Genomic DNA, 25,919 nt, shown 5'->3' on the forward strand with positions numbered 1-25,919 from the left:
GCACACGCGGGGAGCGCGCAGTGCACGGGGCTGGCCGCGGGCGTGTCAGCCGGTGGTCTCCCAGAAGTGGGCCACGGCCGTCTTCAGGGTCTCGTGCTGGCGCGGCCATTCCTCGGCGGGGGCCCGCACCAACACCGCGTACTTGCGGCCGCTGGGGGCGAGGAAGACCCGTTCCACGCCGCGGCGCCGGGTGCCGGTGTCCTTGCTGTCGTACTCGTACACCAGCTCGGCCGCGGGCGCTCCGGAGTCGCCCGGCTCCGCGGGCAGCTCCGTGACGGAGACCTCGCGGTAGGCGGGCTGGGCGGCCAGGCCCGTGGAGGCCCCGCGGACGGCTTCGAGCGGGCTCATGTCCGCCTCGTCCACCCGGAACACCTGGAGCAGGGACTCCCCGTCCGCGGAGCGGAAGAACACCCCCTGGGGCTCCTTCGTCCGCGCCCAGCCCTCGGGCACGGCGAGGTCGAAGCCCTCCTCGTCGCGGACGGTCCGGAATCCGGTGGGGAGTTCCGCACGGCCGGAGGGCGAGGGCGAGCCCTCCTCGGACGGCGGGGCGGAGGGGTCGCCGGTCGGGGCCGGGGGCGCCGGGGCACCGGTGTCGTCACCGCTCCGGCTGGGGTCCACGGGGGCCTCCAGCCGGGTGGGGCGGTCGTCGTCGCGCTGGAGGAACCACACGACCCCGCCGCCCGCGGCCAGGGCCGCCACGGCCACCGCCGCCGTCAGCGGGGTCACCCAGCGGCGGACGGCACCGCCCGGGGACCGCCCGCCGCCGGAGGGCCGGCCGGGGGCGTCGTGTCCGGGGTCCCGGTAGCCCGGCGGCGGCCCGTACGGCACCTCGGGGGAGCCGCCGACGACGGGGCCTCCGGCCGCTCCGCCGAGCGACGGTCCGTACGGCGGCGGCCCGTAGGGCGGGTACGCCTCAGGGGGCCCGTAGGCCCCGGACCCGGCCGCGTCCGCAGCGTCCGCCCCGGCCGGTTCGACCGGTTCGAAGCCCGGCGGCGGGCCGTACGGCAGGACGGGGGCGGCGCCGGACTCCCCGGCGGGCCCCCTCGGGTCCGCGGGCGGCCAGGCCGCGCCGGTCACCGGCACGGCCGGTTCGAAGCCCGGCGGGCGCGGCGGCAGCGGCGGGGGGCCGGACGCGGCCCCGGGCCCGGACGGGCCGTCCGCATCACCGGGCCCGGCCGCGTCCTCCTCGACGCCCTTGTCCACGCCCGCGTGAGCGCCGTCCTGAGCCGCCTCCCGGCCCTTCGCGAGCGCGTGACCGTCCCCGGCCCCCTCGCCGTGCCCTTCACCGGGGGCGGCCGCCTGCGGCAGGTCGTACGGGGGCGGGTCGTACGGGGCCTGCGGGGAGAGCACCGTGTCGCCGGGACCGTCCGGCAGCGGGGTCACCGGATCGGCGGCCGGCTCCACCGGGTCCGCGGGTTCGTCCCGGGGCCCGGTGTCCCAGCTGCGCGTCTGCGGGTTCCACCACGGCGCTCCGCCGCCTCCGGACACCGCTCAGCCCCCCAGCAGGGTGGCGACGGCCGCCGCGACCGCACCGCCGGAGGCCAGGAACTCCACCACCGGGCCCGCCGTGGTCAGGGCCTCCCGCAATCGGTCCAGCCGCCCCGGCGCGGTCGCGCCGGACCGCTCGATCTCCGCGGCCGTCTCGGCCAGTTCCGCGTCCAGCGCCTCGGTCTCCGGGCGCCGGGTCAGGCGCTCCAGGTCACGGCGCAGTTCCCGTACAGCCAGCAGCAGTTCGGCCTGCGCCGGATCGGGCGCCGGACCGGCCGTGCCGTAGTTGTTCACGTTGTGCGCGGAGCCGCCCGCGCCGAAGTTCACGGCGCCGCCGGAGATCCCCCCGACGTGGAACACCTGCCCGCCACCCTGACCGGCCCCGGTGCCGTCCCCGCCCATGCCGTCCTCATCTCCCGCCGCCACCGGCTCCCCCGTCCGTCGGTACGCCCTGCTGGTTGTTCACGTTCCGGGCGCTGCCGCCCTGGCCGAAGTTGACGGCGCTGTTGTTCAGGGAACCCACGTAGGTGGCCCCCGCGCCCAGGTTGACGATCTTCTGCTCGAAGTCCCCGGTCTGCCAACCCGCCCGGTGCAGGGCCGTCTTGACCCCGCTCTGGACGCGGTCCTCGATGGTCTTGAGGTACCGGTCCACGTCCATGATCTGGAACAGGGACGCTTCGGCGTCGGCGCCCAGTTCCCGCACGGACAGGGCGGGGCCGTCGGGTCGGGCCCCGCCGTTGCCCTCGACGAGGATCCGCCAGCTGCTGACCGCCCCGCGCGCGAGGGTGGCGAAGGCCGAGCCCAGCGCCCCGGGGGTGTGGGCCAGGGCCCAGACGGCCTTGCCCACCGGGTTGTTGTGGCGGAAGCGGTGGGCCAGTTCGTCGGCGTCCTGGAAGAGCCGGCGGACCGGCGGCAGCACGTGCGGGGCCACCTCCAGCATCAGCATGCCGCCCTGGGTGTGGACCCGCACGAAGACGGTGACCACGATCTCCTCGTCCCAGCCGCCGACCCTGATCCGCAGGAAGTGGCGGCGGCGCTCGTCGCCCTCCTCCACGGACTCGGCGCGGTGCCGGGCGATGTCCTCCAGGCCGAAGGGGCCCCGGTCGCGGTCCGGCAGCCCGCGGGCGGGCAGGAAGACGCACTCGTCGACGACCAGTTCCCGGAGCCGGTCCTGCACGGCCGCGGCGGCCCGCGGGGAACCGTGCGGGGAGGGCACCCGCAGCCGTTCCAGCAGGGGCACCACCTCGCGCAGGATCTGCGCGTTGTCCACGGCCACGGGCTTCCGGCCCTCCTCCAGGCCGGTGCGCGGGCGCAGCTCCACGGAGAGGTTCCACGGGCGGTAGGAGAGGCCGGCGCCTCGGAACGGCTCCGTGGCCTCGTACATGACCAGCGGCCAGTGCTGCTCGGCGCGGATCCGGCCGCGGACGCGGGCGAACCGGGCCCCGGCGGCCTGCTCGGCGGGGTCCCCGGCCAGGTCCGGGTAGCGCTGCGGGGCGAGTTCGGCGGCGAGCACCCGCGCGAACTGGCCGCGCTGGAGGCCCTTGAGGACGGAGACGCCCAGGAAGAGGGCCAGCACGGCCCAGGCCGAGCCCTTGGTCAGGGCGTCGAGATCGGGCAGGAGGAGGTCCCCGAGGAGGTCCCCCACATCGGGCCCGGAACCGTAGGAGGAGCCGTACGAGTCGCCGTAGAGGCCGTCCAGGACGGAGCCGCCGTCGGAGGAGTACGGGTCCGGCCCCTCGGCGAAGAAGCCCGCGGCCACCAGCATGGCCAGGACGAACAACAGGCTCAGCCGGGCGTACAGGCGCACCAGGAAGACCGGCAGCCGCACCCAGCGGGGGGACCGTCGGGCCAGCCCGGTCAGCCATCCGGAGAGGCTCAGCAGCAGGCAGGGGCCGAGGAGCAGCAGGAACAGCCCGTCGGTGACGAGCGCCGCGAAGAACCAGGCGCCGATCACGGCGGCGGCCCAGAGGAGTTCGGCGCGGCGGGCGCGGAGCGCGTGGGCGAGGACGCGGGCCGCGTCGTACCCGTACGAGGGAGCCGTCAGGCGCTCCTCGTGGACGTACAGCTCGTCGATGACCTGGTCGCGGAAGGTCCCGTCGAGGTAGGTGCCGGCGCACAGGAGGCGGCCCGCCTCGCTGGCGGACGGGGGCACCGGGGGTTTTCCGAGCAGTTGGGGATCGCTCCGGCCGCCGGGCGGCTGGGCGGGTACGGCAGTCTGTGTCACCGGGGCACCTTAGGGGCCGGCCGGGACCGCCGACAGTGCCGTTCACGCCAAAACGCCCCGGCCGGTTCGGCCGGGGCGTTCCCGGGTCCGGCCGGTGCCACGGGGACACCGGCCGGTGGTCGGACCGGTTCCGGTCCGGATGATCAGGGGGCCGCGGGGCCTCAGATCAGGCCGAGCTCGCGGACCGCGTCGCGCTCCTCGGCGAGCTCCGCCACGGAGGCGTCGATGCGCGTCCGGGAGAACTCGTTGATGTCCAGGCCCTGGACGATCTCGTACGAGCCGTTCTTGCAGACCACCGGGAAGGAGGAGATGAGGCCCTCGGGAACGCCGTAGGAACCGTCCGACGGGATGCCCATCGAGGTCCAGTCGCCGTCGGCGGTGCCGTTGACCCAGGTGTGCACGTGGTCGATGGCGGCGTTCGCGGCGGAGGCCGCGGAGGAGGCGCCACGGGCCTCGATGATCGCCGCGCCGCGCTTGGCGACGGTCGGGATGAAGGTGTCGGCCAGCCACTGCTCGTCGTTGACGACCTCGGCGGCGTTCTTGCCGGCGATCTCCGCGTGGAAGATGTCCGGGTACTGGGTCGCCGAGTGGTTGCCCCAGATGGTCAGGCGCTTGATGTCGGAGACGGCGGCACCGGTGCGGGCGGCCAGCTGCGAGATCGCGCGGTTGTGGTCCAGGCGGGTCATCGCGGTGAAGCGCTCGGCCGGGACGTCCGGCGCGGCGGCCTGGGCGATGAGGGCGTTGGTGTTGGCCGGGTTGCCGACGACGAGGACCTTGATGTCGTCCGCGGCGTTGTCGTTGATGGCCTTGCCCTGCGGCTTGAAGATGCCGCCGTTGGCGGAGAGCAGGTCGCCGCGCTCCATGCCCTTGGTGCGGGGGCGGGCGCCCACGAGGAGGGCGACGTTCGCACCGTCGAAGGCCTTGTTGGCGTCGTCGGTGATCTCGATGCCGCGGAGCAGCGGGAACGCGCAGTCGTCGAGCTCCATGGCGGTGCCCTCGGCGGCCTTCAGACCCTGCGGGATCTCCAGGAGGCGCAGGTTGACCGGCACGTCCGCGCCGAGCAGGTGACCGGAGGCGATGCGGAAGAGCAGCGCGTAGCCGATCTGGCCGGCGGCGCCGGTGACGGTGACATTCACGGGAGTGCGGGTCATGGCCTTCTCCGTTAGACAGCTGGCGGTGGGGCGGTCCCTGCCCCCTGTGCTGGGGGACGCCGCTTCCCTGTGAATCTTGACGTGAAGAGACATCCGCGGTCAGGCTATCCGACCCGCGGTGCCCCCGACCCCCGACCCCGTGTGGTACGCCGCACACGGGGTCGGAGGTTCGAAGGCCGCGGGGCGTTCCGGGCCGTGGATCGAGGGGTCCGGGGCCCCGACGGCCGGGCTTCCGGCGGTGCGGAGGCCCGCCCTCCGGGGATCAGCGGACGGCGAAACGGACCGCGTCCTCCAGGAACGGCAGGTCCAGTCGCGGCTCGACGATCAGGGACAGCAGGGTGATGGCCACCCCGAGCAGCCCGTACGTGACCATGTCCGTGAACCGGGACCGCACCGCGAGCATGCCGACCGAGGGCAGCACCCGCCGCATCACGGAGGCGGCGATCAGGGCCGCGCCGATGATGAGGCAGCCGATCCGGGCCTGGTCGAAGGCGGTCACCAGCAGCCCGGCGGCGGTGGCGCCGAGGACGACGAGCATCGGCCACTGGCGCGCGGGCGCCGGGGCGTCCCCGGGCGCGGCCCGGCCGCCCCCCTCGGGGCGGGCGGTGTCCCGGGTGATGGAGGGGAAACGGCGCGAGGCCCGCCGCGGGGGCGTTCCGGCGTCGGCCGCCGGGGTGGCGCGGTGACCGGGGCGCAGCGGGTCCGGGTCGGTGCCTTCGGCGCGCTCGGTGCCTTCGGTGCGTTCGGCGCCGGAAGTAGTGACGGGCGTGCCGTGCGTACCGTCAGTGCCGTCGGCGGCTTCCGGGGCGGCCTCGGGTTCCGGTCCGGCTTCCTCGCCCGTCGCGGGCCCGGCTTCCGGGACGGCCTCCGGAGCGGTCTTCGGACCGCGTTCCTCGGGGGCCCCGCCGAGGACGGCGCCCCCTTCGCGTTCAGCCGGCACGGTGGTCACCGGCGGCGCTGTCGCCCTCCGCCCGCTCCGCCACGATCCGTTCGGCCGCCTCGACCACGTTGACCAGCAGCTGGGCCCGCGTCATCGGACCGACTCCGCCGGGGTTCGGGGAGATCCAGCCGGCCACCTCGGCCACACCCGGGTGCACGTCGCCGACGATCCGGCCCTCGCCGTCACGGCTGACGCCGACGTCGAGGACGGCGGCCCCCGGCTTCACGTCCTCGGGCTTGACCAGGTGCGGCACCCCGGCCGCCGCCACCACGATGTCCGCCTGCCGCAGCTGCGCGGACAGGTCGCGGGTGCCGGTGTGGCAGAGCGTCACGGTGGCGTTCTCCGATTTGCGGGTGAGGAGCAGGCCGATGGAGCGGCCCACGGTGATGCCCCGTCCGACCACGACCACGTGCGCGCCCTCGATGGCGACCCCGTGGTGCCGCAGCAGCTCCACGATCCCGTACGGGGTGCAGGGCAGCGGGCCGGGCTCGTTGAGGACCAACCGGCCCAGGGACATCGGGTGCAGGCCGTCCGCGTCCTTGAGCGGGTCCATCAGCTCCAGCACGCGGTTGGTGTCGATGCCCTTGGGGAGCGGCAGTTGCACGATGTAGCCCGTGCACTCCGGGTTCGCGTTGAGTTCACGTACGACCGCTTCGATGTCTTCCTGCGTCGCCGTGGCGGGGAGTTCGCGCTGGATCGAGGCGATCCCCACCTCGGCGCAGTCCCGGTGCTTGCCGTTGACGTACCAGCGGCTGCCCGGGTCGTCGCCGACCAGGAGCGTTCCCAGGCCAGGGGTGACGCCCCGTTCCCTGAGGGCGGCGACGCGGGCGGTCAGTTCGGACTTGACGGCGGCTGCCGTGGCCTTGCCGTCGAGAATCTGGGCGGTCATGCCCCCATCCTCCCGGATGGAGGGCTCCCGGTTCCACTTCGGAGTCGCGCGACGGGGACCCAGGTTGCACTTGCACAACGGGCCCGCAACCGACTGGACAAGGCGGGCGGGATCCGACCACGATGGCCAGAAGTAGTACCGCGGGCAGTGCCGGGGGGCGGACCGCTCAGTTCGTTTAGTACCTCCACACGGGCCGCGCGTCCCCGCAGTCCCATCGGAGGAACTCCACACATGAGCTTCGGCGATCCCAACAATCCGTACGGCCAGCAGCCGCAGCAGCCCCAGCAGGGACAGCCCGGTTACGGCTACCCGCAGCAGGCCCCGCAGGGCGTCCCGCAGCAGGGTGCGTACGGCTACCCCGCCCAGCAGCAGCCCTACGGCGGTGTGCCCCCGCAGGCTCCCGGCACCCTCCAGGCCAACAACGGCTACATCAACGTGGCGGGCCTCGGCACCGTCCAGGTGGCCACGATGGGACGCCGCTTCGGCGCCCGCGTGATCGACGGCATCGTCATCTCCGTCCTGTACTTCATCTTCAGCGCGATCGGCTTCGCGGGGATCTTCGGCGCCTCGAAGACCCTCGACGACTGCACCGGCATGGACCCGCTGTCCTCGGCGTACGAGACCTGCGTCAACGACTCCGCGGAGGCCGCGGGCGGCATCATCGCCGCGTTCTTCGGCGCCCTGCTGATCTTCTTCCTGGCCACCCTGCTCTACGAATGGCTGATGATCGCGTTCGTGGGCGCGACCGTCGGCAAGATGGCGCTCGGCCTGAAGGTCGTCAAGGAGAACACCGGTCAGGTCCCCGGCATCGGCGGCGGCTTCATCCGCTGGATCATCCCCATGGTCGGCGCGATCGTCTGCGGCATCGGCCAGCTGCTGGTCTACCTCTCCCCCTTCTTCGACAACTCGGGCAAGCTCCAGGGCTGGCACGACCGCGCCGCGGGCACCCTCGTCGTCAAGAAGTGACCGTCGTCGGGAAGTGACGGTCGCCGAGAGGTGACCGTCGGGCGACCGCGGCGGACGCAGCCCGTCCGCCGCTCGCCCCGACGCGCAAGGCCGAAGGCCGTATCCCTCCGGGGATACGGCCTTCGGCCTGTGCGGGGCGGACTCAGTGGAAGAAGTGCCGCGTCCCGGTGAAGTACATCGTGACCCCGGCGGCCTTCGCGGCCTCCACGACCTGCTCGTCGCGGACCGAGCCGCCCGGCTGCACGACGGCCTTGATGCCGGCGGCGGTCAGGATCTCCAGCCCGTCAGGGAAGGGGAAGAAGGCGTCGGAGGCGGCGTACGAGCCGCGGGCCCGCTCCTCGCCCGCCCGCTCCACGGCCAGCTTCGCCGAGTCCACGCGGTTGACCTGGCCCATGCCGACGCCCACGGAGGCGCCGTCCTTCGCGAGCAGGATCGCGTTGGACTTGACGGCCCGGCAGGCGCGCCAGGCGAAGGCCAGCTCGGCCAGCTCGTCGCCGGAGAGGGCCTCGCCGGTGGCGAGGGTCCAGTTCGCCGGGTCGTCGCCCTCGGCCTGGAAGACGTCGCTGTGCTGGAGCAGCACCCCGCCGCTGATCGGCTTCAGGTCGCCCGGCTGGTGCGGGTGGCCGTCCACCTTCAGGACGCGGATGTTCTTCTTGCGGGCGAGGACCTCCAGGGCCCCGTCCTCGTAGCCGGGGGCGGCGATGACCTCGGTGAAGATCTCCGCGACCTGCTCGGCCAGCTCCACGGTCACCGGCCGGTTCACGGCGATGACCCCGCCGAACGCGGACAGCGGGTCGCAGGCGTGCGCCTTGCGGTGCGCCTCGGCCACGTCGGCGCCGACCGCGATCCCGCACGGGTTGGCGTGCTTGATGATCGCGACGCAGGGCCCCTCGTGGTCGTAGGCGGCGCGACGGGCCGCCTCCGTGTCCACGTAGTTGTTGAAGGACATCTCCTTGCCGTGCAGCTGCTCGGCGTTGGCGAGGCCGCCCGGCTGCCCGTCGGTGTAGAGGGCGGCGCCCTGGTGCGGGTTCTCCCCGTACCGCAGGCTCGCCTTGCGCTCCCAGGCGCCGGCGAGGAACTCGGGCAGGACCGCGCCCTCCTCCGGGGCGTACGCGTTGGTGAACCAGGAGGCCACGGCCACGTCGTAGGCGGCGGTGTGCTGGAACGCCTCGGCGGCCAGGCGCTTGCGGGCGGTCAGGCCGAAGCCGCCGTCCCGCACGGCCGCGAGGACGTCCGCGTAGCGCTCGGGGCTGGTGACCACGGCCACGGAGGGGTGGTTCTTGGCGGCGGCGCGGACCATCGAGGGGCCGCCGATGTCGATCTGCTCCACGCACTCGTCGGGGGTGGCGCCGGAGGCCACCGTCTCCCGGAACGGGTACAGGTTCACGACCACCAGGTCGAAGGGCTCCACGCCCAGCTCGGCGAGCTGGTTGCGGTGGTCCTCCAGGCGGAGGTCGGCGAGGATGCCGGCGTGCACGCGGGGGTGCAGGGTCTTGACCCGGCCGTCCAGGCACTCGGGGAAGCCGGTGAGCTCCTCGACCTTGGTGACGGGCACCCCGGCCGCGGCGATCTTCGATGCGGTGGAACCGGTGGAGACCAGCGTGACGCCCGCCTCGTGCAGCCCGCGGGCCAGCTCCTCCAGCCCCGTCTTGTCGTAGACGCTGACAAGCGCGCGGCGGATGGGCCGCTTCGTACCTTCGGCGGTCACTGGATCGTTACCTTTCGTCCCTCGATGCGGTAGCCGTGCCGGGCCAGGCGCCCCACGACGTCGACGAGCAGGGTGCGCTCGACTTCCTTGATGCGCTCGTGAAGAGCGGCCTCGCCCTCCGGAGTGGCCTCTTCCCTGATCTCGACCACACCCTGGGCGATGATCGGACCGGTGTCCACGCCGTCGTCCACGAAGTGGACGGTGCAGCCGGTGACCTTCGCCCCGTAGGCCAGGGCGTCCCGCACGCCGTGCGCGCCGGGGAAGGCGGGCAGCAGGGCGGGATGGGTGTTGACGAAGCGGCCGCCGAACCGGGCGAGGAACTCCTTGCCCACGATCTTCATGAAGCCCGCCGACACGACCAGGTCGGGCTCGAAGGCGGCGGTCCGCTCGGCCAGGGCCGCGTCCCACGCCTCGCGGGTGGGGTGCTCCTTCACCGCGCAGACGAAGGTGGGGATCCCGGCCCGTTCGGCCCGCTCCAGCCCGGCGATCCCGGCGCGGTCGGCGCCGACGGCCACGACCTCGGCGCCGAAGCCCTCGGCCCCTTCCGGGTGGGCGGCGATGGCATCGAGCAGGGCCTGGAGGTTGGTGCCGGAACCGGAGACCAGCACGACCAGGCGGGAGGCGGCCATGAGAGGCCCTTTCTCGCGGGTGCGTTGCGTTGTTGCCGTTGCGGTGCCGCCTGACGACGCCACCCTGCGGCTTTGTGTGGTCGCACAAAAACGAGAGCACCCCCGATACGGGGGACCCTACGAAGCGGCCGACCGCCTGCAACGATACCGGCACACCGGACGGCCCCCGGGGGACGGGGGGATGGCCGGACGGTAGCGTCTGGCGTACAGGGGCGCCCCCGGGCGGGGCCGCCGCGATCCGCCACTCGAGCCAGGGGAAGAAAGCACCCGATGTCGGACCCACGCCAGTCCCCCACAGACGACAACCCGTTCGCGGCTCCCCCGGAGGACCGGCCCGACCAGCCCTGGCAGCCGCGCGAGGGCGCGGACCGGGACCCCCGCTCCGACCGCGGCGGCCCCGGACAGGGCCCCGGCGGCCCCGGCGCCTCCCGCTGGGACCCCACCGACCCGGCCCAGCGCCGGGCCCGCTACGCGCTCCTCGCGGGCATGTGGGGCGTCTTCTTCTCGATGTTCGGCATCCCGGAGATGAGCCTGCTGCTCGGCGCCCTCGCCCTGTACTGGGGCATCAGCGCCATCCGCGCGAAGATCCCGGCCGCCGAGTCCCGCCCCCAGCGGACCGCAGCGATCGGCGGCATCGTCACCGCCTCCCTCGCCCTCCTCCTCACCGCGGGCACGTACACCACGCAGCTCGTCTACCGCGACTTCTACACCTGCCGCGACGACGCCCTGACCCGGACCTCCGAGCAGCAGTGCAACGACCTCCTCCCGAAGCCCCTCCGCAACGTCCTCGGCGTCCAACCCTGACCCCCCACCCGGCCCCCCGCCACGACCGAGCCCCGGGGGCCCGGCCTCCGACCCCCTGACCGACGCGGGGCGCGGGGCGGGCCCCTCGGGGCTCTGGGGGGTGCTGCGGGTCCGGGGCGCAGCTCCGTGCGGGTCCGGGGCGCAGCTCCGTGCGGGTCCGGGGCGCAGCTCCGTGCGGGTCCGGGGCGCAGCTCCGTGCGGGTCCGGGGGGGCCGGTGCTGAGCCCCCGGTTTCGGGAAGGGGCGGGGTGGGGGAAGGCTCCGCGCAGCGGTCCACCCCCCACCGGCACTCCGCCCTACCCCTCCCGCTTCGGCCTGCGGTACAGGATCCGGGCCCCCGTGATCTCACCGCCCAGCCCCGGCACCGGCTCCGACGCCGCCCCACCGGCCCCGACCTCGGCCCCGGCCCCGGCCCCGGCCCCGGCCCCGGCGACAACCGGCACCACCACGGGCTCCGGCCCCGCCCCCTCCCCTGCCCCCGCCGGATCCGTTCCGCCCGTCTCCACGGGCGACACCGCCGGGTCCCGGGACCCGACCCCGATCGTCACCTCCGGCACCACCACCGGCTCCTCGACCACGGGCACCGGCACCGGCACGGGAACGGGAACGGGAACGGGCTCCGCACCGGCCCCGACCGGGCCGACCCCGAGCCCCGAGCCCCTGCGCTCGGCCCCCGAACCGGCCCCGGACCCCACCCCCCGGAACTCCGGGAAAAGCGTCCCCGAGGACTTCCGCAGCGTCTCCCACCGCAGCTCCCGTACCCCGCTGTCGTGCCAGTTCCCGATCCCGGGCGCGTCCTCCGGCGCCAGCGGCGGCCTGGTCGCGCCGCGGCCGCGCCACGCCTGGACGACCAGGGCGACCGGGACGGACACGATCAGCGTCCAGGCCAGGGCGGCGGCCCCCGTCGTCCACCAGACCGGCCCGAAGCGGGCCAGCTCCCGGGAGCCCAGGGCCCCGCCCGCGGCCGCGGCCAGCCCGGCGGTCAGCAGACCGCAGACCAGGGCCCCGTACACCGCCGTGAGGGCGGTCTCCCGGAACCGGACCTCCACCCCGGGCGTCCCGCGCCCGTCCGTCCCGTCCGTCCCATCGGCCCCGTCCACGCCGCCGGCCCCGTCCACCACGAACCGCCCGAGTACCGCTCCGGCCAGCACCGGTACGGCCACGACGGCCCAGGTCACCGGGGAGCCGGGCCCCTCCGGCGGCAGCGCCGCCAACAGCGGGAACCGGGGCAGCGCCGGCTGCCCGGCGAAGGCCAGGGGGGTGGCCATCGCGGAACCGCCGAGGGCGAACCCGGGCCCTAGCCCGTACGCCGCACCCCAGACCACGGCGTTCGGCAGCAGCGCCAGAGCCAGCAGCAGGACTGCGAACCGCCCGGACCACACCCCCGTCAGTTGGAGGAAGGACTGTTGGGCGGCCATCCCGTGCCAGACCAGGGAGGCGCCGACGAGCAGCGCGCCACCGCCGAGCAGGACCAGCGTCCCGGCCGCGCCGGCCCGGACCGCCCGCGCGTACCGGGGGCGCGCGAAGGCACGTCGCACGCCCCTCGGCACCCAGGCGGGCAGGGGGCCGTACGGACGGCCCCGGGCCGCCCAGACCCCGGCGGCCGTGGCGGCGAGGGCGACGGCGGGCAGGTGCCAGGCCGCACTGAGGGGGTCCGCCGGCATCGGGCCGCCCGCCGCGTACACGGTGGCGGCGGTCCCGACGAGCAGGTACCCGCAGAGGACCGCCGAGCAGACGGCACCCGGGGACAGCCCCTCGCCCTCCTCGGCCTCGTCCTCGTACACGGCCAGCCGGGCCGCCCGCCGCAACAGCAGCACGGGCAACCCCACCAGCAGCAATGGGGTGACGCCCACCGGGGCGGGCACCCCGGAGAGGGTGTCGTACCTGATCAGCTCGGTGCCGTGGGCGAGCAGCCAGAGGCCGGCCGCCACGTGCAGCGCGCCCCCCGGACCGCTGTCCGGATAGGGCGAGCTGATCCACAGCACCATCACGAGTACGGCCAGGGAGCCGAGCCCCAGCCCCGCGGCGACGGCGCCGCCCAGCACACAGGCCGCGGCAGCGGGGGTGCGGCGGCGTCCGGACCGCTGAATCGTCGTCGAGGACGGCCCGCGTTCGGTCACATGGGTCACCCGGCCATGGTCCCAACGACACGCGCTGAGGCCGCGTAACAGGCGAATGATCGTTGTGTCGCCCAATATACGTTTATGTACTTTTTTGCCCAGGGCTGTGCCACAGGAGGGCCGGCATGACTCAGAGCGTCCCCACCGCGTCCGACCTCGTCCTGCCCACTCCCAAGGAGCGGCGCAGACTGCGCGAGGCCGGCGACCTCGGCCACGACGACGTCGCGACCGCGGTCGGCGTGACGGCCTCGACGGTACGTTCCTGGGAGAACGGCAAGTCGGAGCCCCGCGGCCGCAAACGCGAGGCGTACCACAAGCTGCTGGAACGCCTCCGAGCCGAACACGAGGAACCCGAAGAGCGCGAAGAGCGCGAAGAGCGCGAAGAGCGCGACGATCCCGAAGGGCGCGACGAACCCCACGGACCCGACCACCGGCACGACGCACCCGCCGAGGATCCCGCACGGCCGCAGCGTCCCACGGCATCCGCGGCACCCGGGACCACCGCCCCCGGCAAGGATCCTGACGCCCCCTCGGCCGCGGAGCCCGGCCGTCCCGGGCCCGCGTCCGGCACACCGCGCCGGCCCATCGCCCCGCTCGCCCCCCTCAAGCCCGTGGCCTCCGCCGCCGGCACCCGGCCCCGCCCGGCCGCGAAGCGGGCCGCCAAGCCCCCGCTCCGCGGCGAGCCCCAGCACGAGCGGAGCTCCGTCACCGCCCACAGCGGAGGCCGCCCCGCCGGCCAGGACGCCTCACCCGCCCCGGCCCGCACCGCCGTCCGCCGCACCGCGACCACGGCCACCTCCCCGTCAGCCGCCGCGGCGACGGAAGCGGTGACGGCAACGGCAACGCCGACCGCCGACACGGAGGCGGCGCCCCCCGCGCCCCCCGAACACGCCCCGACCTCCGAACCCGCCGGCGGCCGCGAGTGCTCCGAAGCCACCGGTGCCACCGGCGCCACCGAAGACACCGACGTCGCCGGAGCCACCGAATCCGTCCCCGGCATCACCCCCGCCCAGGCCTTCGACGCGCTCTACGCCTACACCTCGGGCTCCCTCGTGCGGCAGACCTACCTGCTGACCGGCCGTCACAAGCTCGCCGTGGAATCCGTGGAGCGCGCCTTCCACCAGGCCTGGCAGCACTGGCCCGAAGTCGCCGCCGACCGCGACCCGGTGGGCTGGGTCCGGGCCGCGGCCTACGAGTACGCCCTGTCCCCCTGGCACAGCTTCCGGCGGTCCGCCCCGGAGGAGAAGGGACCCGTCGACCCCCGGGACCGGGCCCTGTTGGCCGCGCTGACCTCGCTGCCGCCCCGGTACCGACGCACCGTCCTGCTCTACGACGGTGTCGGCCTCGACCTCCCCGAGACCGCCGCCGAGACCGAGGCCACCACCCCCGTCGCGGGCCGCCGCCTGCTGTCCGCGCACGCCGAACTCGGGCGCAGGCTGCCGGAGCTGGCCGTCGCCGCCGAGGAGGCCGCCGCCCGCCGCGGCCCCGGGAACCGGGCCGACCGGGCCGCGGCCCGGTCCTCACTGCTCCGCGAACGGATGGCGGCCCTCACCCCGGCCGTCCGGATGGAGCCGCGCCCCGCGGCCGCCGTCCGGGCCGGCGCCGAGCACCGGGCCCGGTTCTGGATCCGGGCCGCCGTGGGCCTGACCGCCGCGATCGCGGTGGCCACGGCCTACACCGTGGTGACGGCCCCGGACCACTACGAGCCGCCCCAGCACCCCGGTTCCTCGGTCTCCGGGATCCCGCCGCACCCCGGTCCGCAGCGGCTCACCGACGCGGACCTGCGGCTCCAGCAGCAGCTCCGCTCGGCCCCGGCCCCGGGACCGGAACGCCTCGTGCCGCAGTCCGGCTGACGGACCGACCGGCTGACCGGCCGACCGGCCGACCGGCCGACCGGGAACGGAACGGAACGGAACGGTCGACCGGGAACGGAACGGCCGCGGGCCCGCCTCCCCAGGGAGACGGGCCCGCGGCCGTGTTCAGGTGCCGTCCGGAGCCGCGCGGCGGCCCGGGTGCGGCGGCGGAGCTCAGGCGCCGAGGATCTCGCGCGCCAGCTTCGCGGTCTCGGTCGGGGTCTTGCCGACCTTGACACCGGCGGCCTCCAGGGCCTCCTTCTTCGCCTGCGCGGTACCGGAGGAACCGGAGACGATGGCGCCCGCGTGACCCATGGTCTTGCCCTCGGGGGCGGTGAAGCCCGCGACGTAACCGACCACCGGCTTGGTGACGTTGGCCTTGATGAAGTCGGCCGCACGCTCCTCGGCGTCGCCGCCGATCTCACCGATCATGACGATCAGCTCGGTCTCCGGGTCGGCCTCGAAGGCCTCCAGGGCGTCGATGTGCGTGGTGCCGATGACCGGGTCGCCACCGATGCCGACGGCGGAGGTGAAGCCGATGTCACGCAGCTCGTACATCATCTGGTAGGTCAGCGTGCCGGACTTCGACACGAGACCGATCTTGCCGGGCTTGGTGATGTCGCCCGGGATGATGCCCGCGTTGGACGCGCCCGGGGTGATCAGGCCGGGGCAGTTCGGGCCGATGATCCGGGTCTTGTTGCCCTTGGCGGTCGCGTACGCCCAGAAGGCGGCGGAGTCGTGCACCGCGATGCCCTCGGTGATGACGACGGCCAGCGGGATCTCGGCGTCGATGGCCTCGACGACGGCGGCCTTGGCGAAGGCCGGCGGCACGAAGAGGACGGAGACGTTGGCGCCCGTCTTCTCCATCGCCTCGGCGACCGAGCCGAAGACCGGGACCTCGGTGCCGTCGAAGTCGACGGAGGTGCCGGCCTTGCGCGGGTTCACGCCACCGACGATGTCGGTGCCGTCAGCCAGCATCAGCTTGGTGTGCTTCATGCCCGTGGCACCGGTCATGCCCTGGACGATGACCTTGCTGTCCTTGTTGAGGAAGATAGCCATGGTGAGTCTGTGACCTCGTCCCTTTACTTCGCAGCCGCGAGCTCGGCGGCCTTGTCGGCCGCGCCGTCCATGGTGTCCACGCGCTGCACCAGCGGGTGGTTGGCGTCCGACAGGATCTTGCGACCCAGCTCCGCGTTGTTGCCGTCGAGACGGACGACGAGCGGCTTCTCGACCTTCTCGCCCTTCTTCTCCAGCAGGGCGAGGGCCTGGACGATGCCGTTGGCGACCTCGTCACAGGCGGTGATGCCGCCGAAGACGTTGACGAACACGGACTTGACGTCCGGGTCGCCCAGGATGATCTCCAGGCCGTTGGCCATGACCTCGGCGGAGGCGCCGCCACCGATGTCGAGGAAGTTCGCGGGCTTGACGCCACCGTGGTTCTCACCGGCGTACGCGACGACGTCCAGGGTGCTCATGACGAGACCCGCGCCGTTGCCGATGATGCCGACCTCGCCGTCGAGCTTGACGTAGTTGAGGCCCTTCTCCTTGGCGGCGGCCTCGAGCGGGTTCGCGGCGGCGTGGTCCACGAACTCCTCGTGACCCGGCTGCCGGAACTCGGCGTTCTCGTCCAGCGAGACCTTGCCGTCGAGGGCGATGACGCGACCGTCGGCGACCTTGGCCAGCGGGTTGACCTCGACGAGGAGGGCGTCCTCGGCGATGAAGGTCTCCCACAGGGTCACGAGGACCTCGGCGACCTGCTCGGCGACCTCGGCCGGGAACTTCGCCAGCGCGACGATCTCGCGGGCCTTCTCCAGCGTGACGCCCTCGTTGGCGTTGACCGGGACCTTGGCGAGCTTCTCCGGGGTCTCCTCGGCGACCTGCTCGATGTCCATGCCACCCGCGACCGAGGCCATGGCCAGGAAGGTGCGGTTGGTGCGGTCCAGCAGGTAGGAGACGTAGTACTCCTCGGCGATCTCCGGAGCGGTCTCCGCGATCATCACCTTGTGGACCGTGTGGCCCTTGATGTCCATGCCCAGGATGTCCGTCGCGCGGGCGACGGCCTCGTCCGGGGTGGCGGCCAGCTTCACGCCGCCGGCCTTGCCGCGGCCGCCGACCTTCACCTGCGCCTTGACGACCGACTTGCCGCCCAGCCGCTCGGTGGCCTCGCGAGCCGCCTCAGGCGTGTCGATGACTTCACCGGCCAGCACCGGTACACCGTGCTTGGCGAAGAGGTCCCTCGCCTGGTACTCGAACAGGTCCACGCGCGTCCGTCCCTTGTCTTAAAGATTCGCAGTGTTCGCGGTTGTCTGCGTGGGCGTGCCGCGGAGGGCAACGTGACGGCGCTGTCACTGGGGAGGCGCACACGGTGACCGTGGACGCGGCATGTCCGTCCGGCAGGTTATCCCCGCAGGACGTAGGTCCCTAAATTCCAGCTCACACCACGGCGGTGATTCCCCTCACAGATCGCCTCACCAGTGAGCTGCGAGTTCGTGGGATCAGACCAACCCGGACGGGTGTACGAACGCCCTCCCGGAGGCTCCTCCGACCCGCCGGGAGAGCCGCCCGTCCGGCCCCCTCCGCGCCCTCTCCCCACCCCCTCCCCGCGTCCTCCCCACCCCCTCCCCCCCTCGTCCCCTCCCTCGTCAGGGCACCGGCAGCGGGCGCTTCTCGATCGCCGCCGCCATCACCTCGGGGAACAGGTCGGGGGTGCAGGCGAAGGCCGGGGCGCCCAGCGCGGCCAGGGCGGCCGCGTGCTCCCGGTCGTAAGCCGGGGCGCCCTCGTCGGACAGCGCCAGCAGGGCCACGAACTGCACCCCGGACGCCTTCATCGCCGCGACCCGCTTCAGCATCTCGTCACGGATGCCGCCCTCGTAGAGGTCGCTGATGAGGACGACCACCGTGTCGGCGGGACGGGTGATCTTCGACTGGCAGTAGGCCAGCGCGCGGTTGATGTCGGTGCCGCCGCCCAACTGGGTGCCGAAGAGCACGTCCACCGGATCGTCCAGCTCGTCCGTGAGGTCCACCACCGCCGTGTCGAAGACGACCAGACGGGTGGCGATGGACCGCATGGAGGCCAGCACCGCCCCGAACACCGAGGCGTACACCACCGACGCCGCCATCGAGCCGGACTGGTCGATGCAGAGCACCACGTCCTTCTTCACCGACCGCGCCGCACGCCCGTACCCGATCAGCCGCTCCGGCACGACCGTGCCGTACTCGGGCAGGTAGTTCTTCAGGTTGGCGCGGACGGTGCGGTCCCAGTCGATGTCCCGGTGCCGGGGCCGACTGACGCGCGCGGAACGGTCCAGGGCGCCGTTGAGCGTGGCGCGGGTCCGGGACGCGAGCTGCTTCTCCAGGCGCTCCACCACCCTGCGGACCACGGCCCGGGCGGTCTCCCGGGTGGTCTCCGGCATCGCCTTGTTGAGGGAGAGCAGCGTGCCCACCAGGTGCACGTCGGGCTCCACCGCCTCCAGCATCTCCGGCTCCAGCAGCAGCGAGGACAGCCCCAGCCGGTCGATGGCGTCCCGCTGCATCACCTGCACCACGGAGCTCGGGAAGTACGTGCGGATGTCCCCCAGCCAGCGGGCCACCGAGGGCGCGGACGCGCCGAGCCCCGCCGACCGCTCCCCCGAGCGCCGCCGGCCCCCGCTCCGCCCCGAGCCGTAGAGGGCGGTCAGCGCGGCGTCCATGGCGGCGTCCCGCCCCGTCGGCTCGTGGCCCGTGCCGTCCCCGCCCTCGCCGCCCAGCACCAGCCGCCAGCGCCGCAGCCGCTCCGCCGCGCCCTCCGCCGCCCCGCCCGGACGGGCCTCCCCCGCCGTCGTGTCCGCCGTCCCCGCCATCGCCGTCCCTCCGCCCTTCCCTGTCCGTCGTGTTCGTCGTGTCCGTCGCGCGCACCCTGTCCCGCGCGTGCGCCGTGACCGTGTCGCGCCGTGCCCGTGCGCCCCTCAGTCCCCCGCCCCCACCGCCGTGCCCGCCGTCGCGCCCGCCGCCGTGAGGAGGAGGTGCACGAGCGGTACCACCGCCTCCGCCCGGACCGGGTCGAGCTCCGGGGCGAAGCCCGGTACGGCCGCCCCGGTCAGGGCCGGGGCCCGGCCGCTCGGGCCGCGCCGCACCAACTCCCCCAAGGTGCGCCGCACCCCCGGCTCGTAAGCCCCGAACGTCCGCCGCAGCAGGGGCAGTACGTCCGTGAACGCCTCGGCGGGCACGGACGTCAGCCAGCCGTCGATCAGCGCCAGCAACCGTTCGTCGTGGACGAGCAGGGTGCCGCCCCCACCGCCGAAGAAGCCCTCGATCCAGGCCGCGGCGTCCGTGGGCGCCGCCGCACGGGACAGGGCCAGACCCATCAGCCGCCCCGTCTCCACCGCGTCCACCGCGCCCTCGTCGAGCAGCAGCCGGGTGGCCCGGCCCCGGATCACCCCCGGCACGGGCTCCCGCCCGGCCAGCGAGCGCAGCACGGCCGTCCAGCGCTCCCGCAGCCCTTCCCGCTCCAGGAGCCCCACGGCCCCGTGCACGGCGTCCACGTGCCCGCGCAGCTCGGCCGCGCCCTCCGCGTCCAGACCCGTGCAGGCGGGCGGGAGGGCCACGCAGATCCGCTCCGCGAGCCCGGCCGCCACCTCCGCGAGCGCCGCCGTGTCGGTGCCCCGTACGTCCCCGTAGCGCAGGGCGCGGGCCAGGGCCGGCAGGGCCTTGGCCAACTGCCCCACGTCGGTGCCGAGGGCCGCCCGCTCCGCGAGCACCCGCATGACCACCGGCAGGGCCTCGGAGACCCCGGCGAGCAGGCAGTCCTCGGCGATCGCGGTGACCTCGCCGAGCTGACGAGCGGCCAGGGCGTCGGACTCGGCACGGGCGGTCGCGGCGGTGAGCACGGTGGTGCCCCAGACCGCGGCCTCCGCGACCCGAACCGACAACTCCGGTTCCCAGCACAGCCGCCAGGTCTCCCGGAAGGTGCCGGTGCCGCCCCGGGAGGCCGTCGGCTCGCCCCAGTGGATGCCGAGGATCCGCAGCCGGTGCAGGAGCAGGCTCCGCGCGGAGTCGGTGTCCTTGCGGAGGTCCAGTTCCAGTTCGCGTTCGGCCGCGGCCGGTTTGAGGCGCAGGGTCCGCTGGAGTCGGGTCAGGTCCCGCTGGAGCGGCACGACCGGGGCGCCCTCCGGCACCTCCCCCAGCTCGTCCCCCACCACCAGGCGGTCCGCGACCAGCGCCAGCGGGACCTCCGAGCCCTCGCACATCACGGAGCGGACCGCGTCCATGGTCTCCGTCAGCCCGGGCAGGGGCCTGCCGCGCATGGCGGCGAGGGCGTCGGCGAGACGTACGGCCTCGATGACGTGGGCCGAGGAGATCGGGACCTCCTCCTCCCGCAGCAGGACCGCCACCTTGGTCAGCCAGCGCTCCACCGGCCGGTCGGCGGCCGTGAAGAGGTGCCGGTACCAGCCGGGGGAGGTGATGCCCGCGCCGTAGCCGCCGGCACGGGCCAGCCTGCGGTGCGTCCAGGGCACCCAGGCGGTCTGCACCTTGGTCCGGGGCAGTCCGGCGAGCTGGGCGCGGTCGGCGGCCACGGTGGTCCGGGCGGCGAGCGCGGGCACGTGCCAGGCCCCGCACACCACGGCCAGGTCCTCGCCGAACTCGCGGCGGGCGGCCCGGATCCGCTGCCTCATGTGGGCCTCGCGGACCAGGTCGCGCGGACGGCCGCCGTCGCCGTGCCGTTCCCGGAGCACGGTCATGGCCTCGGCCACCGCCGCGAAGGCGGCGAGCGGGTCGCCGCCGTTCCCGCGGTGCTCGACGGCGTCCTCCCACCAGCGCTCCGGGTCCTCGTGGCCGGCGGCCCGGGCGAGGGCGGCCAGCGGGTCCAGGCGCAGGTCCGGGTCCTCCTCGGAGGGCCGCCCCGCCGACTCCGCCCCGTCACCGGCCTCCGGCGTCGCGTCGGCATCGGCATCGGCGTCGACGGGGCCTTCCGCCGGGTCCTCCTCGGCCCCGGCCGCCAGGCTGTGGGCGGCGGGCAGGTCGATGAAGCGGACGGGCACCCCCTCGGCGAGCGCCCAACGGACCGCCACCCACTCCGGGGAGAACTCGGCGAAGGGCCAGAACGCGGCCCGGGACGGATCGTCCGCGGCGTGGACGAGCAGGGCGACCGGGGGCCGCATGTCCGGGTCGGCGGCCAGCGGCAGCAGCGGGTCCGCCTCGGGCGGGCCCTCGACGAGCACCGCCCGGGGCCGGGCCGCGTCCAGGGCGGCCCGCAGCGCACGGGCCGAGCCGGGGCCGTGGTGTCGCACCCCCAGCAGCAGGGGGCCGCTCATGCCGTGACCTCCCGGCAGGCCCGGTAGAAGTCCTTCCAGCCCTCGCGCTCGCGGACCACGGCCTCCAGGTACTCCTGCCAGACCACCCGGTCGGCCGCGGGATCGCGGACGACGGCGCCGAGGATGCCCGCCGCCACGTCGGAGGGGCGCAGGACGCCGTCCCCGAAGTGGGCGGCCAGGGCGAGGCCGTTGGTGACCACGGAGATGGCCTCGGCGGTGGACAGGGTCCCGCTGGGGGATTTGACCTTGGTGCGACCGTCGGTGGTGATGCCGTCGCGGAGTTCGCGGAAGACGGTGACGACGCGGCGGATCTCCTCCAGTCCCTCGGGGGCGGGGGGCAGGTCCAGGGCGCGGCCCATCTGGTCCACGCGCCGGGCCACGATGTCGACTTCGGCGTCGGCGCTCTCGGGCAGCGGCAGGACCACCGTGTTGAAGCGGCGGCGGAGCGCGCTGGAGAGGTCGTTGACCCCGCGGTCACGGTCGTTGGCGGTGGCGATCAGGTTGAACCCGCGGACGGCCTGCACCTCTTGGCCCAGTTCGGGCACGGGCAGGGTCTTCTCCGACAGGATGGTGATCAGGGTGTCCTGAACGTCGGCCGGGATGCGGGTGAGCTCCTCGACCCGGGCGGTCATACCCTCGGACATGGCCCGCATGACGGGGCTGGGGACCAGCGCCTCGCGGCTGGGGCCCTCGGCCAGCAGGCGGGCGTAGTTCCAGCCGTACCGGATGGCCTCCTCGGGGGTGCCCGCGGTGCCCTGGACGAGCAGGGTGGAGTCCCCGCTGACGGCCGCCGCCAGGTGTTCGGAGACCCAGGTCTTGGCGGTGCCGGGGACGCCGAGCAGCAGCAGGGCGCGGTCGGTGGCCAGGGTGGTGACGGCGACCTCGACGATGCGGCGGGGTCCGACGTACTTGGGCGTGATGACGGTGCCGTCGGCCAGGGTGCCGCCGAGGAGATAGGTGGCGACGGCCCAGGGCGACAGCTTCCAGCGGGCCGGGCGGGGCCGGTCGTCCGCGGCGGCGAGAGCCTTCAGCTCCTCGGCGAAGGCGTCCTCCGCATGCGGGCGCAGCGCCTCTGTCTCCGTGCCGGTTCCGGTCGTGGTCATGGCTCCCCCTCCAGGTGCTCGTCCGAATTTCCTCGGAGTCCTCGGATGCGTTTCCACGGTGCACCACGGCACTGACAACGCCCCGTCAACCTCCAGCCAAGGCTTTGTCGTTGCAGGTCAGGGCCGTTGTCAGTGGGGCGGCCTACCTTCGGGGCATGACTTGGCAGACGGTGCGCTGGACTGCGGAGCAGGTGCTGTCCCTGGCACCTGACGAGGCGTCGCGCAAGGCGGGGAACAAGCTCGGCGGGGCCGGGCCGTGGTCCGGGGCGGGGTGTTCCGCTTCGGGGGCGGTGTGGGGTCTGTGCAAGGGCAGCGGCAGCAAGCCGTACCGGACGGTGGTGGACCTGACGGGGCCGGCGTTCAGCTGTTCCTGTCCGAGCCGGAAGTTCCCGTGCAAGCACGCGCTGGGGCTGCTCCTGCTGTGGTCGGGGGACGAGCGGGCGGTCGGGGCCGGTGAGCCGCCGGAGTGGGCGGGGCAGTGGCTGGCGGACCGGGCCGCGCGGGCGGAGCGGCGGAAGGAGACGGGCGGCACGGGGGCGGCCGCTCCGGCCGATCCGGAGGCGGCCCGGAAGCGGGCCGAGCGGCGGGCGGCACGGGTCGGCGCGGGGGTCGAGGAGTTGGAGCAGCGGCTGACCGACCTGCTGCGCGGCGGGCTGGCCGGCCAGGAGCAGGCGGGGTACGGGGCCTGGGAGGAGACGGCGGCCCGGATGGTGGACGCGCAGGCCCCGGGGTTGGCGGCACGGGTGCGGGAGTTGGGCACGGTGCCGTCCTCCGGTCCGGGCTGGCCGGCCCGGATGCTGGAGGAGTGCGCGCTGCTGCACCTGCTGGACCGGGCCTGGCTGGGGGTGCCGGCGCTGCCGGCGGCGCTGGCCGCCACGGTGCGGTCGCGGGTGGGGCTGCCGGCTGGGCCGGAGCGGGAGGCCGTCGCGGATTCCTGGCTGGTGTCGGCCCAGTACGACACGGCCTCGCCGGACGGCCGGTTGACCACCCGGCGGATCTGGCTCCAGGGCCTGGGCGGCGGGCGTCCGGCGCTGCTGCTGGACTTCGGCCCGCCGGGGCGGCCGCCCCAACTGGCCCTGCCGGTCGGCCGGGTGATCACCGCGGAGCTCGGTTTCCACCCGGGGGGCGGTCGGCTGCGGGCCGATCTCGGGGAGCTGTCGGGGGCGCCGCTGCCCGCGGCGGGGCCGCCGCAGGGGGTGGACGTGGGGGCGGCGCTCGACCGGTACGGCGCGGCCCTGCGCGAGGACCCGTGGCTGGACTCCTGGCCGGTGGTCCTGGAGGCGGTGATACCGGTCCCCGCGACGGACGGCCGGTGGCAGTTGGCGGACGCCGACGGGAAGTCGGCCCTGCCGATGAGCGTCGGGGGGCGCTCATCGGCGGGTCGCTGGCAGCTGGCCGCGCTGTCGGGCGGGGGGCCGCTCACGGTGTTCGGCGAGTGCGGGCACACCGGCTTCACTCCGCTGACGGCCTGGCGGCCGGGCTCCACGGAGGCGGTGCCGCTGGGCTGAGGGGCGGACGGGGGCACACGGGGGCGGGTGAGCGGCCCGGGGCGCGGATCACGGAGGTCGACGGGACTGCCCCGGTCCCGCGGAGGGGGCGGGACCGGGGCGCGCACGACCCGGGGCGAGGGCCGAGGACACGAGGGACGAGGAGGGGTCGGGGATGACGGCGACGGAGGCGGCGATGGCGGGCGGGGCGGAGGGACCGGCGGTGGCCGACTGGGAGGGGCTGGTCACGGCCGCCCTGCTGGGCACGGAGCGGCGCGGGGGGCCGGGCGCGGGGGGCCCGGAGGCGCTGTTGGACGCGGCGGCGGTGCAGACGGTGCGCCGCCGGGCGGGGCTGCGTCCCGCCGCGGCCGGACCGCTGCCGGTACCGGCGCCCGCGGACGCCCGGCCCGAGCTGCCGGAGCCGGCGCGACGGCGGTTGGCCCAACTGCTGGCGGGGCGGGGGCACGGCGGCGGGTCGGGCCGGGGGACGGCCCCGGACCTGGCCGAGCTGCTGCCGCAGTGGCTGGCCGCGGCCCACGGGCACGGGTACCGGGCCCCGGCGGAGCTGCTGCCGGCCCTGCTGGAGGCGGCCCGGGCCCGGACGGACCTGCGGGCCCCGGCGCTGTCCCTGGCGGGCCCGCGCGGGCTGTGGCTGGCCGGGCTGAACCCGGAGTGGCGGTTCGCGCTGCGCAGCGGGACCGGGGGGACCCTGCTGCCGGACCCGTCCGACGGGCCCGCGGTGCGGCGGCTGTGGGAGGAGGGGCTGTTCGCGGAGCGGGTGGCGCTACTGGGGCTGGTACGGCGGGCGGATCCGGAGGCCGGGCGGGAGCTGCTGGCCTCGGCCTGGGCCACGGAGCGGGCCGAGGACAGGCTGCTGTTCCTGGACTCGCTCCGGGAGGGGCTGGGGGACCCGGACGAGCCCTTCCTGGAGGCCGCCCTCTCGGACCGCAGCCGCAACGTCCGCGTCCTGGCGGCCGAGCTGCTGTCGGCCCTGCCGGGCTCGGCGCTGGCCGCGCGGATGGCCGAGCGGGCCTTGGCCTGCGTGGGCCCGGAAGGGGTGGAGGCACCCCGCGCATGCGATGCGGACATGCAGCGCGACGGCGTCGTCAAGCGCCCTCCGGCGGGCCGGGGGGAGCGCTCCTGGTGGCTGGGGCAGGTGGTGGAGGCGGCCCCGCTGTCCTGCTGGTCGGAGCGGTTCGGCGGGCTGACCCCCGCGGAGATCGTCGCCCGTCCGGTCGCCGAGGGCTGGGCGGAGGACCTGCACGCCGCCTGGTGCCGGGCCGCCGTCCGACAGCGGGACGCCGCCTGGGCCGAAGCCCTCCTCGGTGCTCCCTCGGCCCCGCCCGCCGCCGGCCCCGGCACGGCCTCCCTGGCGGAGCGGGCCAGGCTCCTCGAAACCCTGCCCGAGGACCGGCGGGCGGCCTGGGTGGCGGGCTTCGTGTCGGCGCACGGCCTCTCGGAGGCGTTCCAACTGCTCGGGGTCTGCATGGTGCCCTGGTCGGAGCCGCTGGGCCGGGCCGTGGTGGACGCCCTGGACCTGGCCCGCGACGCCGGCGGCTACCCGTGGAGCTTCAGCGGGGTGATGGGCCTCGCGGAACGCTGCCTCGACCCGCGCGAGGCCGACCGGCTGGCGGCCCTGGCCGCCCCACCGCCCGGGCCGACGGCCTCCGCCGGGGCGGGCGACTACTGGTCGGAGGCCTTCCAACGCCTGGTGGCCACCCTGCGCGTGCGCGCGGCGATGCTCCGGGAGCTGAGCGTGGCGTAGCGCCCGGGTTCGGGAAGGGGTGGGGTGGGGGAAGGGCCCCGCGCGGCGGGAGCCCGCCCCGACCCGGCCGTCAGGCCTCGGCGTGGTCCCGGATATTCGCCCGCACCCAGTCCACGATGGCCGTCGTGGTCGCCCCGGGCGTGAAGATCTCCGCGACGCCCTGCTCCTTCAGCGGCGGGATGTCCTCTTCCGGGATGATGCCGCCGCCGAAGACCTTGATGTCCTCCGCGTCGCGCTCCTTGAGCAGCTCCAGCACCTTCGCGAACAAGGTGTTGTGGGCGCCCGACAGGATCGACAGGCCGATCGCGTCGGCGTCCTCCTGGATCGCGGTGTCCACGATCTGCTCGGGCGTCTGGTGCAGACCGGTGTAGATGACCTCCATGCCCGCGTCGCGCAGGGCCCGCGCGATCACCTTGGCCCCCCGGTCGTGGCCGTCGAGACCCGGCTTGGCGACCACCACACGGATCGGACCGGTCACACCCATCACTACCTCCAGGTGAACG

At 74.9% G+C, this 25,919-nt stretch carries 20 protein-coding genes; 5 read left to right on the forward strand and 15 right to left on the reverse strand.

Features of this window, described 5'->3' with window-relative positions; genetic code table 11:
• Positions 1-45: 45 nt before the first annotated feature.
• The 6 genes from ABTZ17_RS18405 to ABTZ17_RS18430 all read right to left on the reverse strand — a co-directional run bounded on the left by ABTZ17_RS18405 (position 46) and on the right by ABTZ17_RS18430 (position 6,692).
• Positions 46-1,488 carry a serine/threonine kinase C-terminal domain-containing protein gene (locus ABTZ17_RS18405; RefSeq protein ID WP_352196691.1) on the reverse strand — a complete coding sequence of 481 codons (1,443 nt, stop codon included), beginning with the start codon at positions 1,486-1,488 and terminating at the stop codon, positions 46-48.
• 3 nt (positions 1,489-1,491) lie between these two features.
• Complete coding sequence (locus ABTZ17_RS18410) at positions 1,492-1,914, reverse strand: hypothetical protein (protein WP_352196692.1); 423 nt, start codon at positions 1,912-1,914, stop codon at positions 1,492-1,494.
• Entirely contained in the window at positions 1,898-3,712 is a 1,815-nt protein-coding gene (locus ABTZ17_RS18415; protein ID WP_352196693.1) for an AbeC-like domain-containing protein, read from the reverse strand. Before ABTZ17_RS18415 ends, ABTZ17_RS18410 begins: the two co-directional genes overlap by 17 nt.
• Positions 3,713-3,873: 161 nt before the next feature.
• Complete coding sequence (locus tag ABTZ17_RS18420) at positions 3,874-4,863, reverse strand: malate dehydrogenase (protein WP_352196694.1); 990 nt, start codon at positions 4,861-4,863, stop codon at positions 3,874-3,876.
• 262 nt (positions 4,864-5,125) lie between these two features.
• Positions 5,126-5,803, reverse strand: coding sequence for a DUF3017 domain-containing protein (locus tag ABTZ17_RS18425; RefSeq protein WP_352196695.1), 678 nt, complete (start codon positions 5,801-5,803; stop codon positions 5,126-5,128).
• Positions 5,793-6,692, reverse strand: a complete 900-nt coding sequence (locus ABTZ17_RS18430) for a bifunctional methylenetetrahydrofolate dehydrogenase/methenyltetrahydrofolate cyclohydrolase (RefSeq protein ID WP_352196696.1) — start codon at positions 6,690-6,692, stop codon at positions 5,793-5,795. Before ABTZ17_RS18430 ends, ABTZ17_RS18425 begins: the two co-directional genes overlap by 11 nt.
• A gap of 231 nt (positions 6,693-6,923) precedes the next feature.
• Between ABTZ17_RS18430 and ABTZ17_RS18435 the strand changes: the two genes are divergently transcribed.
• Positions 6,924-7,658, forward strand: a complete 735-nt coding sequence (locus ABTZ17_RS18435) for an RDD family protein (RefSeq protein ID WP_352196697.1) — start codon at positions 6,924-6,926, stop codon at positions 7,656-7,658.
• Between the two features lie 142 nt (positions 7,659-7,800).
• Here ABTZ17_RS18435 and purH read toward each other — a convergent pair whose 3' ends face one another.
• Both purH and purN read right to left on the reverse strand, forming a co-directional pair.
• On the reverse strand, positions 7,801-9,366 hold the full coding sequence (purH, locus tag ABTZ17_RS18440) for a bifunctional phosphoribosylaminoimidazolecarboxamide formyltransferase/IMP cyclohydrolase (RefSeq protein WP_352196698.1): 1,566 nt from the start codon (positions 9,364-9,366) through the stop codon (positions 7,801-7,803).
• Positions 9,363-9,995, reverse strand: coding sequence for a phosphoribosylglycinamide formyltransferase (purN, locus tag ABTZ17_RS18445; RefSeq protein WP_352196699.1), 633 nt, complete (start codon positions 9,993-9,995; stop codon positions 9,363-9,365). The genes purH and purN overlap by 4 nt, the downstream gene beginning before the upstream one ends.
• Before the next feature lie 270 nt (positions 9,996-10,265).
• Here purN and ABTZ17_RS18450 point away from each other — a divergent pair, with 270 nt between their 5' ends.
• Positions 10,266-10,799, forward strand: coding sequence for a hypothetical protein (locus tag ABTZ17_RS18450; RefSeq protein ID WP_352196700.1), 534 nt, complete (start codon positions 10,266-10,268; stop codon positions 10,797-10,799).
• A 295-nt stretch (positions 10,800-11,094) separates the two neighbouring features.
• Here the strand turns inward: ABTZ17_RS18450 and ABTZ17_RS18455 are convergent, their stop codons facing one another.
• Positions 11,095-12,927: a cell division protein PerM gene (locus ABTZ17_RS18455; RefSeq protein ID WP_352196701.1), complete on the reverse strand. Its 1,833-nt coding sequence runs from the start codon at positions 12,925-12,927 to the stop codon at positions 11,095-11,097.
• A gap of 116 nt (positions 12,928-13,043) precedes the next feature.
• Here ABTZ17_RS18455 and ABTZ17_RS18460 point away from each other — a divergent pair, with 116 nt between their 5' ends.
• On the forward strand, positions 13,044-14,771 hold the full coding sequence (locus tag ABTZ17_RS18460) for a helix-turn-helix domain-containing protein (protein ID WP_352196702.1): 1,728 nt from the start codon (positions 13,044-13,046) through the stop codon (positions 14,769-14,771).
• Between the two features lie 174 nt (positions 14,772-14,945).
• Here the strand turns inward: ABTZ17_RS18460 and sucD are convergent, their stop codons facing one another.
• The 5 genes from sucD to ABTZ17_RS18485 all read right to left on the reverse strand — a co-directional run bounded on the left by sucD (position 14,946) and on the right by ABTZ17_RS18485 (position 22,164).
• The gene (gene sucD / locus ABTZ17_RS18465; RefSeq protein ID WP_352196703.1) at positions 14,946-15,830 is read right to left on the reverse strand and encodes a succinate--CoA ligase subunit alpha; all 885 of its coding nucleotides are present in this window, start codon (positions 15,828-15,830) and stop codon (positions 14,946-14,948) included.
• Between the two features lie 23 nt (positions 15,831-15,853).
• Complete coding sequence (gene sucC / locus ABTZ17_RS18470; protein WP_352196704.1) at positions 15,854-17,032, reverse strand: ADP-forming succinate--CoA ligase subunit beta; 1,179 nt, start codon at positions 17,030-17,032, stop codon at positions 15,854-15,856.
• A gap of 381 nt (positions 17,033-17,413) precedes the next feature.
• Positions 17,414-18,610 carry a VWA domain-containing protein gene (locus tag ABTZ17_RS18475; RefSeq protein WP_352196705.1) on the reverse strand — a complete coding sequence of 399 codons (1,197 nt, stop codon included), beginning with the start codon at positions 18,608-18,610 and terminating at the stop codon, positions 17,414-17,416.
• A gap of 105 nt (positions 18,611-18,715) precedes the next feature.
• Positions 18,716-21,061, reverse strand: coding sequence for a DUF5682 family protein (locus ABTZ17_RS18480; protein WP_352196706.1), 2,346 nt, complete (start codon positions 21,059-21,061; stop codon positions 18,716-18,718).
• Positions 21,058-22,164, reverse strand: coding sequence for an ATP-binding protein (locus ABTZ17_RS18485; protein ID WP_352196707.1), 1,107 nt, complete (start codon positions 22,162-22,164; stop codon positions 21,058-21,060). Before ABTZ17_RS18485 ends, ABTZ17_RS18480 begins: the two co-directional genes overlap by 4 nt.
• A 155-nt stretch (positions 22,165-22,319) precedes the next feature.
• Between ABTZ17_RS18485 and ABTZ17_RS18490 the strand changes: the two genes are divergently transcribed.
• On the forward strand, positions 22,320-23,672 hold the full coding sequence (locus tag ABTZ17_RS18490; protein ID WP_352196708.1) for an SWIM zinc finger family protein: 1,353 nt from the start codon (positions 22,320-22,322) through the stop codon (positions 23,670-23,672).
• A gap of 154 nt (positions 23,673-23,826) precedes the next feature.
• The gene (locus ABTZ17_RS18495) at positions 23,827-25,416 is read left to right on the forward strand and encodes a DUF5691 domain-containing protein (RefSeq protein WP_352196709.1); all 1,590 of its coding nucleotides are present in this window, start codon (positions 23,827-23,829) and stop codon (positions 25,414-25,416) included.
• Between the two features lie 70 nt (positions 25,417-25,486).
• Here ABTZ17_RS18495 and icmB read toward each other — a convergent pair whose 3' ends face one another.
• Positions 25,487-25,900: a coenzyme B12-dependent isobutyryl CoA mutase small subunit gene (icmB, locus tag ABTZ17_RS18500; RefSeq protein WP_352196710.1), complete on the reverse strand. Its 414-nt coding sequence runs from the start codon at positions 25,898-25,900 to the stop codon at positions 25,487-25,489.
• Positions 25,901-25,919: the final 19 nt, after the last annotated feature.

Origin of the sequence: Streptomyces sp. NPDC097619 (assembly GCF_040302735.1) — a bacterium.
Classification (GTDB): Bacteria; Actinomycetota; Actinomycetes; order Streptomycetales; family Streptomycetaceae; genus Streptomyces.

Excerpts from the sequence above, each read along its gene's own strand:
- ABTZ17_RS18490 (WP_352196708.1), top strand. The coding sequence starts at position 22,320 with ATGACTTGGCAGACGGTGCGCTGGACTGCGGAGCAGGTGCTGTCCCTG.
- sucD (WP_352196703.1), bottom strand. The coding sequence starts at position 15,830 with ATGGCTATCTTCCTCAACAAGGACAGCAAGGTCATCGTCCAGGGCATG.
- ABTZ17_RS18460 (WP_352196702.1), top strand. The coding sequence starts at position 13,044 with ATGACTCAGAGCGTCCCCACCGCGTCCGACCTCGTCCTGCCCACTCCC.
- ABTZ17_RS18435 (WP_352196697.1), top strand. The coding sequence starts at position 6,924 with ATGAGCTTCGGCGATCCCAACAATCCGTACGGCCAGCAGCCGCAGCAG.
- ABTZ17_RS18450 (WP_352196700.1), top strand. The coding sequence starts at position 10,266 with ATGTCGGACCCACGCCAGTCCCCCACAGACGACAACCCGTTCGCGGCT.
- icmB (WP_352196710.1), bottom strand. The coding sequence starts at position 25,900 with ATGGGTGTGACCGGTCCGATCCGTGTGGTGGTCGCCAAGCCGGGTCTC.
- ABTZ17_RS18485 (WP_352196707.1), bottom strand. The coding sequence starts at position 22,164 with ATGACCACGACCGGAACCGGCACGGAGACAGAGGCGCTGCGCCCGCAT.
- ABTZ17_RS18475 (WP_352196705.1), bottom strand. The coding sequence starts at position 18,610 with ATGGCGGGGACGGCGGACACGACGGCGGGGGAGGCCCGTCCGGGCGGG.
- ABTZ17_RS18430 (WP_352196696.1), bottom strand. The coding sequence starts at position 6,692 with ATGACCGCCCAGATTCTCGACGGCAAGGCCACGGCAGCCGCCGTCAAG.
- purN (WP_352196699.1), bottom strand. The coding sequence starts at position 9,995 with ATGGCCGCCTCCCGCCTGGTCGTGCTGGTCTCCGGTTCCGGCACCAAC.
- ABTZ17_RS18480 (WP_352196706.1), bottom strand. The coding sequence starts at position 21,061 with ATGAGCGGCCCCCTGCTGCTGGGGGTGCGACACCACGGCCCCGGCTCG.
- ABTZ17_RS18495 (WP_352196709.1), top strand. The coding sequence starts at position 23,827 with ATGACGGCGACGGAGGCGGCGATGGCGGGCGGGGCGGAGGGACCGGCG.
- ABTZ17_RS18420 (WP_352196694.1), bottom strand. The coding sequence starts at position 4,863 with ATGACCCGCACTCCCGTGAATGTCACCGTCACCGGCGCCGCCGGCCAG.